Origin of the sequence: Ketobacter sp. (genome assembly GCF_003671495.1) — a bacterium.
GTDB lineage: Bacteria > Pseudomonadota > Gammaproteobacteria > Pseudomonadales > Ketobacteraceae > Ketobacter.
Genome location: NZ_RCHN01000023.1, coordinates 1 through 10,945 on the forward strand (window position 1 = coordinate 1; position 10,945 = coordinate 10,945).

Consider the following 10,945-nt stretch of genomic DNA (forward strand, 5'->3'; position numbering starts at 1 on the left):
CCGTTTGGTGCAAATTGGGCCATCAAATGGCCAAAAATGAAGAGATGCTTGGCTTGTTTTCTTGAGATTGGTGCCAGTTGGTATTTTGCAGGCCAATTACCAAGTTATTCAGAGGTTCCTTAGCTTTGTTTTTCTCTACAACTTCCTCTCTCTTATCAAAAGCAAGACTGTCATCGAATTTTCGACCTACATAATATTCAGGAGACTCTTTTAGGGAATGGTATATTTCTTGAGCTTTGATAGCCAAGACAGACAAGCAGTACAAATCAGTAAAACATACGTTGCTTTTTGTTTGTGAGAGCACGAATCGTAAATGATTAAAGGTTCGTTTGAGCTCTCGCGGGCTTCGTATTAGATATTTAACATAACGATGATATAGATAACTAAGTCGCTCTTGGTCACGTTCAAAACTATCCGTTAACGATTTGTCTGATAAATTCTGAAGTTCTATATCAGCCAGCTTTTGAAGATCATTGTGAGCAATAAGAGGCAAAGAAATCCGTAACTGAACAACTTTATCTAGATATTGGTTCGAATTTTCAATGCCGTGCTTTTCTAGTGAGCTTGCGAGATAAGTAGGATCAAAAGACAGCAAGAAAGATGTCCCAGGAAAGTCAGCTACAGCTTTTACCAACCTAACCACTTGAAACGCCTCATCTGGGGTCAGGCGATCAATATCGTCAATTATGACGACAATTGATACCCCAAGCTTTTTTAGAAGATCGTTAATCTTATTTTTTCTGCCAATTAAATCTAACTCTTTTAGCTTGCTAATTTTTTTAGTGGCTCCACCAACCACTTTGAAAACACCTTGAACTGTAGACGCCCAAGGCTCGACCCCAGGAATGAATTTCATGGCGTTAAACAATTCTGAATATGCCAAAAGCTCCTTAGCGGCTTTCAGCCCTTCTTTAGGTCTGTCAGGAATATTAAGCTGGGATGAAAACTGGACCAAAAAATCTTGAACTAATGCCTCTGCTTTACCAGCAAGCCACGGATTGTACTCAATTATCACAGGGCTATTTTCTTGGTTGCCTAATGATTTCTTGACAAGATTTATAACTGACGTCTTTCCATAACCCCATTCCCCTTCTAGAGAGGACGTCATGCAATCCTCACTAGGAGCGATACGAAGCACAGTAGCTAAATGTTCAGAAAAAGCCGCTCTTCTCAATAGGTCAGGGCTTTCCGAATCTCCAGTAATCGGCTGGTCATTATGATAGCTTCCCATGTACTTATTTCTTCCTTTCTATTCTTTCATAACTTGAAGTACCGAAATGACCTCAACTCATAACGCCCCAATCACTGGGCCAGCGGAGTGGAGCCAATTTTGTGGTATAAAGGAGCGTAGCGACACCACAAAATATTGCGCAACGTAGCTGGCTCCGCGTGCATTGGATTGTTAGGCGACGGGAGTGACATTTGGATTTCGCCAATTCCAAACAACGTCCTTATATTTATCATGCTTTGCACCAATAAGGTCATTCCGGTAATACTGCTCAATCCCATCTTTATTTTTCTCGAGAAACTCAATATCAATCGGCGTCAATCTAAACTGAAAGACATTGCCACTTAGATTGTATTTTTCCGGTGATTCGACCAATATTTCTGCTGTGTATAATCCCGACTTCCAGCTGAACGCATGTTTGATGAAATTATAGATATCTGACATTTCTTCGCATTTCAAAAACTCAAAAGGCTCGAATCCTTCTTTCTCTTTCTCAAATGCAAGTCTTTTAACTGCCTTCTCTTCGACTAACCTTTTATCGGATATAAAGGAAACTTCTTGGCATTGGATTAGCCTTTCTTCGATTTCCTTTAAATTCAGCTTTATTGCTAGAACGCTATTCTCCTTTTCATAAGGAATTGGCCCATCAGCCGTGTCCATTTTGCCAAGACTTTGCCTAATTCCCTGCCACTCAAAAAGCTTTTCCTCACCACTTTCGTGTTTTAATCGAATTCGAAAATTGGACACGACTATGTCGTGATTTTTAACTGAAAACGCCACTCTCATATTCAAGATTGGTCCCAGTGACGTAAACCCAATCTCCGCTGTTTTCTGGGTAATTATTCTAACTTCAGACTTGGTTAGGTAGCTCCTAATAACCGATATAAGATGAGGAGTCCATGCCAATGCTCCTAAAATAGCAATCCAATCAATGAACTTCATTTTTGCTCCTATCTGAATATTCGCCTAACAACTTAGTGAACCGAACCATTCGAGATATCCAAGTCCCGCTCTCCTAACCATCTGTTTTAATAACCAATTAAAAAGTATAGGTTATAAATCAATCCGGCAAAAGCTGAACCTTTCGTGATACCCAGGCCTGCAAATCACGGAACCTTCGGACTATCCCGTAACCCAATACCGCATGTACCGGTATATCCAAATCATGTTCCTTAACCGTACACCCCAGTCTACTGCATATAGGTATACGGCACTCTCAGGCCAGGAACCGATTGCTATGAATTTACAAGCACCAGCCTTACCCACATCAACATCACGGCCAGAAAATTCACAGTGAACAGGGCACCGCGTAATCGTATGTTGTCAGTCAATATCTGCACCGCGCTATGAATAAAACGACCAAGCAGAAACGTGACCGCGCATGCGATGATAAAACTATCCGTAACCCCGGTGGCAATACTCAAAATACCCCCAGCATAAAACAGCAGTGGCCATTCAAACTGGTTTGTCAGGTTTGCGCTTACCTTGGGCTCATAACGTGCCAGTTTGCGAAGCTGGCCCGACCGGGTATCAACGCCCCATGCGGAAGGTGCCCGCAATATTGTCAGCAGAACGTAGAGTAAGAAGACCCAACATACATGAACAAACATCAGAGTAATCAATATGAAATCGCCTTTTAATAACGGGTCTGTTCCCGGTTTGAAGGGGTTCTACCGTGCGGCCGGATGAAGGCTAAACGTGGATAAGCAAAGCAGACCCAACAAAACACACCAGTGCTACCAGAATTCCCCAAAAAGGTATTTTAAACCAGTACCTATATGCCAAGCACAAATAGATGCTGCCTGCAGCAACCGGCAAGATAGAAAACCAAAGCGAGCTTTCCACTGCTTCAAAATGGCACAGGGTCAACGGTATGTAGGTGGCGCTCAACAACATCAACCCCAGGCTATGGCTGGCATTGAATCCCACCCATGCGTTCCACATGCTGGTGTCTTTGGTTAAGCGGGGCGAAGTGCTTTTCATGGCATCAGCAACCGTCGCATCGTGGGGTGAAAACTTATCGGTGAGGAATGTGTAAATCAGATGGATGGCGCCCAACAGCCCGAGCACGGTAAATCCAGCTACCAGCAATACTTGATCCATGTTGTTATCCAGAAAGTGGTTCAGTCTACGTAGGAATAGTCTGGTAATTACCACTCTCTGTCAAAGCCTCCGTCATGCCTTAATCCCTGGCCACAATACCGCTTGCCCGCTCCGCCACCACCGGCATACCATGAGCCGTTCCGGTTATTGGATTGGGTGTATGGGTCACAACGCCGGGCTGCAGGGGCGTCTGTCTGCCGATCTGCTGGCCTTCGTTCAAAAGGGGATCTCCATCAGTGTGGCGTCGCGGGATCGGCGTTTGGTGCCGTCCGTGAGCCGGGCGCTGGCCTGTGTCGCGTCAGAGGATGGCAGGCAGCTGCGGCTGCTGGTGGTGCGTTCCCAAGCGGTGGAGCTGGTGCGGGATCTGGAATGCTGCGGCGCCATCGCGGTGGGCTTTACCGAACCCAGCACCCATCGCACATTGCAGATCAAAGGCGGGGATGCGGCGCTGGTACCGATCACGCCGCGGGATCAGGAGGCCCTCGCCCGCAGTGAGGTTGCCTTCGGTGGCCAGATTGAGCCGTTGGGATTCGACCAGGCCTATACCCGGCGGCTGTTCAGTGCCGGGCCCGATGATCTGGTGGTGATCGCGTTCACGCCGGACAAGGTGTACCAGCAGACACCGGGGCCTGCCGCCGGCGCCCTGTGGGAGCCCGGCTCATGACGCCCTCCCTGAGTGCCATTCGCCCGTGCCTGGAGGGCGCTATCCCCGGCATTGTGGCCACCTGCGATCTGCAGGGGACGCCCAATGTATCCTATGTCTCCCAGGTGCATTATGTGGATGCGGATCAGGTGGCGCTGTCGTTCCAGTTCTTCAACAAGACCCGCCACAATATGCTGCAGAATCCGCAGATGACCGCCTATGTGATGGACCCGGTGACCACCGCCCGTTACCGGCTGGCGTTATTGTATTTGCGCACTGAAACGGAAGGCCCCTTGTTTCAGGCCATGAAAGCCAAGCTGGCAGGAATTGCATCCCACACTGGCATGACGGATGTGTTTGAGCTGAAAGGGGCGGATGTGTGCCGGGTGTTGCAGGTGGAGCCGGTGCCGGGCGAGGTGGCGGCAGCGCCCACGTTAGCGCACTCGGGCCGCAATTGGTTATCGGTGTTGCGGGCCTTGTCGGAAAGCATTGCCCGTCAATCGGATCTGGCGGCATTGTTCGATGAAACCCTTTCAGCTTTGGCGCAGGCAGCGGGCGTGACCCACAGCATGTTGTTGATGGCGGATGCCCATCGACAGACGCTTTATACGGTAGCCACCCGGGGTTATGCGGATTCCGGGGTGGGCTCCGAGATTCCCCTGGGGGCGGGCGTGATTGGGGTGGCGGCGCAATACCGGGTGCCCATTCGCATCACGCACTATGCGGCGGAATACGGTTACGGTCAGGCATTGCGGGCCGCCTGCGCCAGTGACGCCCAGTTGGAAACCGCTATCCCCTTCCCCGGTTTGCCGCAGCCTCATTCCCAGTTAGCGTTGCCGGTGTTGCAAGGTGGGGATCTGCTGGCCGTACTGTATGTGGAATCGGAGCAGGCGGCCGGCTTCAGCTACGATGACGAGGACGCCCTGATGCTGCTGGCCCGTCTGTTGGCGGATGCCATCACGCGGCTGCAGTGGCAGCAGGAATCGGCCGAGAAGGAATCCCCGCCGTTTACCCCGCTGCACCCGCTTCAGGGTCAGCCGGTGGTGGTGCGTTATTACGCCAGTAACCACAGTATTTTTCTGGATGAGGATTACCTGATCAAGGGTGTGGCCGGGGCAATTCTGTGGCGTTTGCTAACGATCTACCATGCCGAACAACGACTGGAATTCAGTAATCGTGAACTGCGCCTGGATGCGCAGCTGCGTTTGCCGGAGGTGGACGATAACCTGGAGGCCCGGCTGATTCTGCTACGGCGCCGGCTGGCGGAAAAAACCGGCGCCCTGGCCCTGGTCAGAACCGGGCGCGGTCGTTTTCGTTTGCAGCTGAATCGGCCGCTGCAGCTGGAGGGGTTGCCTTAGCCGGCGTGGGCCAATTTACCCGGGGCTAATTCACTCGGGGTCAGGTGCAGTGCCTGTTGCAGGCGTTCCCAGTCGGTCGCGGGTAATTGCCCTTGGGCGATGCCCAGCGCGCCGTTGAACACGGCCTCTGGCGCGCCCAGCCGCATGCCGGTCAGAAACCCGTAACGTTCCGGGTGGTTAATGGACGGCAGTATCCATTGCAGGGTGGCGGCGTTTTCTTCCGGGGTCAGGGAGCTCACCAGGGCGTGTTCGATGGCCAGGATCTCGTCATCGGTATAGCCTTGCCAGAGGATGGCGTTGTTGACGGTTTCCTCCTCGTGCATGTGGGTCAGGTTATCCGCCACAAACAGGGCCAGGTTGCGGTACAGGTCGGCTGCCAGCGAATCCCGCTGTTCCTGGGCGGCGCTTGCCAGGCTGATGGCCGCTTGCTCCAGCGAGGCAATCATATCGGTATGGTGCTGGTGATGTTCGTACATGGCCTGGGCACAGCCGGGTTGCACGCGCTCCATGGCCGGGTGCACAAACTGGTTTTCGTGCTGCAGGTGCTTGCTGCAAAAATCCAGCAACTGTTGCAGCTGGTGCAGGGTGCGTTGGCAGGCGCCAGCATCGTGGGGGTCCATACGGCCTACGGCCAGCAGGGTTTCGGTCAGGTAAGATCGAATGCCTTTGTGGATCAGTCGGTAAATATCGTAGCGTTGGGGTGTCATGGTCTCTCTCCGTGATGGGGGCAAGTGTTGGTGCTGTCACGGAGCAAGACTACGGGGAAACGGCGGGGCTGTTTGCTAAATATTGATTAGGGAAATCCTAAGATTTCCCTATCAGAACGAGGACACCTTGTCGTAGTGGGGGTACTCCCTGGATTTGGCCTGCTCATAGCGCAGGGCGGCGCCGGCCACCTTGCCACCGTTGCCCGTGGTGAGCCAGCGTTTCACCCGGCCGGCATCCCCCAGGGGGGTCAGTTTACCGAAGGCGTCCAGCAGCACGATGGCCACTTCGCGGCCTTCCACGGTGCTGACCATGATCAGGCAGCGTCCGGCTTCGGTGATGTACCCGGTTTTGCTCAGCTCGATATCCCAACTGTTGCGGTGCACCAGTCGGTTGGTGTTGCCGTAGCCCAGGGAGTAGCGGGGTTTGCGGAAATGGGCGGTGTAACGGGGGGTGGTGGAGTATTCCTCGATCACCTTGTGTTTGGTGACCGCGGTCACCAGCTTCACCAGGTCCGCAGCGGTGGACAGGTTGCGGGAGGAGAGGCCGCTGGGATCAGCAAAGTGGGAATCCACCATGCCCAGGGACTGGGCTTTGCGGTTCATCTCGGCCACAAAGGCTTCCACCCCGCCGGGGTAGCTGGCGCCCAGGGTGTAGGCGGCCAGGTTCTCGGATGACATCAGGGCCAGGCGCAGCAGGTCCTTGCGTTTCAGGGTGGAGCCCACCCGAATGCGGGAATAGGCGTTTTTGCGGGTTTCCCGGTCCGGCTCCGGGATCATCACCCATTCCTCCAGATCCTGGGGGCCTTCCACCACCACCAGGGCGGTCATCAGTTTGGTCAGCGAGGCGATGGGCGTCTGCCAGTCAGAATGCTTGGAATACAAGGTGTTACCGTTTTCCAGCTCCACCACGGTGGCTTTCACCGAGCCCAGCTGGATGTCCGCCGGGGAGGGGGTTTCCAGGGCCTGGGCCAGGCCCGATAGCAGTATGAGAATGCCGGTCAATAATGTCTTGTAAGTCACTGGTCTGCATGGAATGTGGGTGGACGATATGTGCAGTATAGGGTCCCGTTTACGGGTCGGCAATGGGTCAATAGTTCGACTGGGTGTCGTCCAGGGGCTCGGCGGCGCCCAGATGTCGGTACACCAGAATGGCGGAAACCAGATAAATGATCATGGGCAACAGGAACACCGAGGCGGCGGCGGCCCAGCTCCAGTGCCAGGCGGCGACGGAGCCCATCATGGCCAATGTGGTGTTTACGACCGGCGTAAAGCACAGCAGTGCTGCTACAAAGATACTCAGCACCAAGGGTAGTTCCGTCCAAGCATCCATACCGGCTGTAATCGCAATCATGTGTGAAAAGCCGAGGATGATGTACGAAAGAGTGAATCGCACTTTCATCGTCAATTACCCCCTCATCAAATAGTCCATCGTGAACGTCTATTCGATAGAGTAATGTCGCTGCTCCCAAAGCGCTGGTGGTACTGCGCCATTTGTTTGTCTAATTCTTATCATACTGCGCCACGGCCTTATCCCTCTTGATCAGGCAGCCAACGCGGGACACGTCTTCTGTTTATAAAACATAAAAAACATTTATTGAAGTGAAAGTTAGTAAATACCCCCTGCGCCGGGGTGATAAATTTAATGAATTTGCCTTAAATGATTTTGCCGTGGCGCGCCCCCGGCGAATGGGGCCGCGCCACGGCGTTGGCAGTAACCCTTTATGAGTACCGATAGGGGCGGCCAGCCTTGGCCATATCCTCGTTGTATTGCTTGAAGATTTTTACCACCTTCGCCTTGGTCTCGGATTCTTTGGCAATTTCGTCCCAGAACTTGTGGGCGGCCTGTTCCACCTGATCCCACTCCTGGTCGGGGATGCTGGTGAGTTTCATCTTGGTGCCGTTGACCCGCAGCTTGGCTTCGCCGCCCCAGTACCACCACTGGCGATAGTAGTGGGAACTGTCCATGGTGATCTTGAGCAGTTCTTTCATCTTCTCGGGCAGTTCGTTGTAACGATCCATGTTGGCAAAGAAGGAGCCGATCCAGGCGCCGGAAATGTTGTTGGTGAGAAAGTAGTTGGTGACGTTGGCCCAGCCTACGGTGTAGTCCTCGGTGATGCCGGACCAGGCGATGCCGTCCAGTTCACCGGTCTGCACCGCCACTTCCACGTCCTCCCACGGAATGGACACCGGCACAATGCCGAACTGGGCCATAAAGCGCCCGGCAGTGGGGAAGGTGAACACCCGCAGGCCTTTCAGATCCTTGAGGCTGTTCACCGGGTTTTTGGTGGCAAAGTGGCAAGGGTCCCAGGCGCCGGCGGACAAATGTTTTACGCCCACTTTGGCGTATTCCTCTTCCCAGATTTCTTTCAAACCGTATTGGTTGAACAGCACGGGTACGTCCAGGGAATAGCGGCTGGCAAAGGGAAAGTAACCACCGAATACGGTGACTTCGGTGGGGGATGCCATGGAGTCGTCATCGGATTGCACTGCGTCCAGGGTGCCTTTCTGCAGGGCCCGGAACAGTTCGCCGGTGGGCACCAGCTGGTCAGCAAAATAAAGCTCAATCTGCATTTCATCGCCGGCAATTTTATTGAAACTTTCGATGGCGGGTTTGATGACGTGCTCGGCCAGGGCGGGGCCAGCATAGGTTTGCATGCGCCATTTTATTTTGGGCTTGGCGGCGTACAGGCGGGGCGGAGTCAGGGCAGCGGCGGAACCCGCCAGAAGGGCAGCAGACTTAATAAACGTACGGCGATCTTTCATTGGTTTATCCTCATTTACGTAGCAGTAGACTTCGGTTCAACACATGAATCGGTACAGCATTCAAATCATGACAGCGGGGTGAAGGTTTGGTTATGGTGTTGTTATGGGTTGTACACATAGTTCGGCAACCACAGGGCCAATTGCGGGAAGATCATAATGATGGTCAGGGCCAGCACCATGACCAGCACAAACGGCAGGATGGAACTGTAGATGTCCCGCAGGCTGATGTCCGGCGGTGCCATGGCGCGCATTAAAAACAGGTTGTAGCCAAACGGCGGGGTCATGTAGGCAATCTGGGTGGTGATGGTGTACAGCACGCCGTACCAGATCAGGTCAAAACCCAGGGCCTGCACCAGGGGCACATACAACGGCGCCACGATTACCAGCATGGCGGTGTCGTCCAGAAAGGTGCCCATCACCAGAAACGACAATTGCATCAAAATCAGAATCACCCAGGGGCTTAACCCCAGTTGTTCGGTGAACAGGTTGTCGATGGCTTTCACTGCCCCCAGGCCATCGAACACTGCACCAAAACCCAAAGCGGCCAGAATGATCCACATGAACATGCAGGAGATGCCCAGGGTGTTGCGCAGGGAATTTTCGAACACGGTTTTGTTCATGCGGCCTTTGAGGATGGCGGCCACCATGGCGGCCAGCGCGCCCAGGGCAGAACTTTCCACCAGGCTGGTCCAGCCGTTCACGAACGGCACCATCATCACCGCAAAAATGCCCACCGGCAGCAGGCCTGCCCGCAACAGCCGCAGCTTTTCGGCGCTGCTGACCTGGCGCTCTTCTTTCGGCAATACCGGGCCCAGCTCCGGCTGCAAGCGACAGCGGACGGCGATGTACAGAATAAACAGAGCTGCCATGATCAGCCCGGGCACAATACCCGCCAGCCACAACTGCCCCACCGGCTGGCGCGCAATCATGGCGTACAGCACCAACACCACCGACGGCGGCACCAGAATCCCCAGGGAGGAGCCGGCCTGCACCACCCCGGTCACCATGCGTTTGTCGTAACCGCGCCGCAGCAGTTCCGGCAGGGCAATGGTGGCGCCAATGGCCATGCCCGCCACTGACAGGCCGTTCATGGCGGACACCAGTACCATCAGGCCGATGGTGCCGATGGCCAGGCCGCCGTGGATGGGCCCCATCCAGACATGGAACATCTGGTACAGGTCATCGGCAATGCGGGATTCCGACAGGATGTAGCCCATGAAAATGAACATGGGCAGGGTCAGCAGCGGATACCAGTTCATCAGTTTCATGGCGGCGGTAAAGGGAATGTCGGCGCCACCGGTGCCCCACAGGGCCAGGGCCGCCACCGCCGCCACGGCGCCAATGGCCGCAAACACCCGCTGGCCGGTCATCATCAGCAGCATCATGAGGGCGAACATGGTGGAGGCGATCAGGCTATGAGACATCAAACTTCCTCTCTCTTATCCAGTTCCACACCCCGGATGCGGGCGATGTCCTTACACAATTCCGACAGGGCCTGCAGGATCATCATGATAAAGCCCACGCACATCACTGCCTTGATGGGCCACAGGTAAGGGCGCCAGGCGGTGCGGCTGCGCTGGTTGTATTCCCAGGAGTACATCAGGCTTTCGTAACCGCCATAGAGCAGCACGCCCAGAAAGAACAGCAGAAAGCACACGGTGAAGGTGTCCACCCAGGCTTTGGTGTGGGGTGACCACTGGCCATAGAACAGGTCCATGCGCACGTTGGCATTCAACTGGATGGAATAGGCGCCGCCCAGGATGTAATAGGCCACCATGGCGAACTGGGCGGATTCCAGGGTCCACAGAGAGGGCATAAAAAAGGTTTTGGAAATGGAGGACCATAGCAGTATGCCCACCATGATGAAGATGCTGTACATCATCAGGCGGCCGATGCGGCGATTGAACTGATCGACTAGCCGTACATAACCAACGATGAACCGTGGCATGCCGTGTTGCTACTCCCCATATCAGAAGAAAAGTCTGAATGATATTCCCAAGGGGCACCCGGGAAACTGCATCAGGTTGCCATGGAAACGTCATAACATCTTAGTGGGTTGGGAGCAAGTAATATGCCACCAGAAAGTGTCCGCTGATCATTTGTCACTTTTTTCCCGGGCTTCAAGCATGTAAATTGCAGGTAA

General features: G+C 53.9%; 12 protein-coding genes. 2 read left to right on the plus strand and 10 right to left on the minus strand.

Annotated elements, in window-relative coordinates; translation table 11 throughout:
- Nucleotides 1-22: 22 nt before the first annotated feature.
- The 4 genes from D9N14_RS11935 to D9N14_RS11950 form a co-directional block, all read right to left on the minus strand.
- Entirely contained in the window at nucleotides 23-1,231 is a 1,209-nt protein-coding gene (locus tag D9N14_RS11935; RefSeq protein ID WP_290579909.1) for a P-loop NTPase fold protein, read from the minus strand.
- Nucleotides 1,232-1,402: 171 nt separating this feature from the next.
- Entirely contained in the window at nucleotides 1,403-2,170 is a 768-nt protein-coding gene (locus D9N14_RS11940) for a hypothetical protein (RefSeq protein ID WP_290579911.1), read from the minus strand.
- 293 nt (nucleotides 2,171-2,463) lie between these two features.
- On the minus strand, nucleotides 2,464-2,850 hold the full coding sequence (locus tag D9N14_RS11945; RefSeq protein WP_290579913.1) for an MAPEG family protein: 387 nt from the start codon (nucleotides 2,848-2,850) through the stop codon (nucleotides 2,464-2,466).
- Nucleotides 2,851-2,920: 70 nt separating this feature from the next.
- Complete coding sequence (locus D9N14_RS11950) at nucleotides 2,921-3,331, minus strand: LIC_13387 family protein (protein ID WP_290579915.1); 411 nt, start codon at nucleotides 3,329-3,331, stop codon at nucleotides 2,921-2,923.
- A 160-nt stretch (nucleotides 3,332-3,491) separates the two neighbouring features.
- On the opposite strand from D9N14_RS11950, the gene D9N14_RS11955 reads away from it, so the two are divergent.
- Nucleotides 3,492-3,995, plus strand: coding sequence for a hypothetical protein (locus tag D9N14_RS11955; RefSeq protein WP_290579917.1), 504 nt, complete (start codon nucleotides 3,492-3,494; stop codon nucleotides 3,993-3,995).
- Nucleotides 3,992-5,332, plus strand: a complete 1,341-nt coding sequence (locus D9N14_RS11960) for a GAF domain-containing protein (protein ID WP_290579919.1) — start codon at nucleotides 3,992-3,994, stop codon at nucleotides 5,330-5,332. The genes D9N14_RS11955 and D9N14_RS11960 overlap by 4 nt, the downstream gene beginning before the upstream one ends.
- Here the strand turns inward: D9N14_RS11960 and D9N14_RS11965 are convergent.
- The 6 genes from D9N14_RS11965 to D9N14_RS11990 form a co-directional block, all read right to left on the minus strand.
- Nucleotides 5,329-6,039 (minus strand): hemerythrin domain-containing protein, encoded by a 711-nt coding sequence (locus D9N14_RS11965; RefSeq protein WP_290579921.1) that lies wholly within the window; start codon nucleotides 6,037-6,039, stop codon nucleotides 5,329-5,331. The two genes, D9N14_RS11960 and D9N14_RS11965, sit on opposite strands and share 4 nt — an antisense overlap.
- Nucleotides 6,040-6,150: 111 nt before the next feature.
- Nucleotides 6,151-7,059 carry a D-alanyl-D-alanine endopeptidase gene (gene pbpG, locus D9N14_RS11970; protein ID WP_290579923.1) on the minus strand — a complete coding sequence of 303 codons (909 nt, stop codon included), beginning with the start codon at nucleotides 7,057-7,059 and terminating at the stop codon, nucleotides 6,151-6,153.
- Nucleotides 7,060-7,126: 67 nt separating this feature from the next.
- Nucleotides 7,127-7,390, minus strand: coding sequence for a hypothetical protein (locus D9N14_RS11975; RefSeq protein WP_290579925.1), 264 nt, complete (start codon nucleotides 7,388-7,390; stop codon nucleotides 7,127-7,129).
- A gap of 368 nt (nucleotides 7,391-7,758) precedes the next feature.
- Entirely contained in the window at nucleotides 7,759-8,802 is a 1,044-nt protein-coding gene (locus D9N14_RS11980; protein WP_290579927.1) for a TRAP transporter substrate-binding protein, read from the minus strand.
- A 101-nt stretch (nucleotides 8,803-8,903) separates the two neighbouring features.
- Nucleotides 8,904-10,226 carry a TRAP transporter large permease subunit gene (locus D9N14_RS11985; RefSeq protein ID WP_290579929.1) on the minus strand — a complete coding sequence of 441 codons (1,323 nt, stop codon included), beginning with the start codon at nucleotides 10,224-10,226 and terminating at the stop codon, nucleotides 8,904-8,906.
- A complete protein-coding gene (locus D9N14_RS11990) occupies nucleotides 10,226-10,750 on the minus strand; it encodes a TRAP transporter small permease subunit (protein ID WP_290579931.1) in 525 nt (174 codons plus the stop codon). The genes D9N14_RS11985 and D9N14_RS11990 overlap by 1 nt, the downstream gene beginning before the upstream one ends.
- Nucleotides 10,751-10,945 lie beyond the last annotated feature (195 nt).

What these genes read in the sequence shown, in the direction of transcription:
- D9N14_RS11955 (WP_290579917.1), top strand. Translation starts at nt 3,492, where the DNA reads ATGGGTCACAACGCCGGGCTGCAGGGGCGTCTGTCTGCCGATCTGCTG.
- D9N14_RS11950 (WP_290579915.1), bottom strand. Translation starts at nt 3,331, where the DNA reads ATGGATCAAGTATTGCTGGTAGCTGGATTTACCGTGCTCGGGCTGTTG.
- D9N14_RS11935 (WP_290579909.1), bottom strand. Translation starts at nt 1,231, where the DNA reads ATGGGAAGCTATCATAATGACCAGCCGATTACTGGAGATTCGGAAAGC.
- D9N14_RS11990 (WP_290579931.1), bottom strand. Translation starts at nt 10,750, where the DNA reads ATGCCACGGTTCATCGTTGGTTATGTACGGCTAGTCGATCAGTTCAAT.
- D9N14_RS11975 (WP_290579925.1), bottom strand. Translation starts at nt 7,390, where the DNA reads ATGATTGCGATTACAGCCGGTATGGATGCTTGGACGGAACTACCCTTG.
- D9N14_RS11965 (WP_290579921.1), bottom strand. Translation starts at nt 6,039, where the DNA reads ATGACACCCCAACGCTACGATATTTACCGACTGATCCACAAAGGCATT.
- D9N14_RS11980 (WP_290579927.1), bottom strand. Translation starts at nt 8,802, where the DNA reads ATGAAAGATCGCCGTACGTTTATTAAGTCTGCTGCCCTTCTGGCGGGT.
- D9N14_RS11940 (WP_290579911.1), bottom strand. Translation starts at nt 2,170, where the DNA reads ATGAAGTTCATTGATTGGATTGCTATTTTAGGAGCATTGGCATGGACT.
- D9N14_RS11985 (WP_290579929.1), bottom strand. Translation starts at nt 10,226, where the DNA reads ATGTCTCATAGCCTGATCGCCTCCACCATGTTCGCCCTCATGATGCTG.
- D9N14_RS11960 (WP_290579919.1), top strand. Translation starts at nt 3,992, where the DNA reads ATGACGCCCTCCCTGAGTGCCATTCGCCCGTGCCTGGAGGGCGCTATC.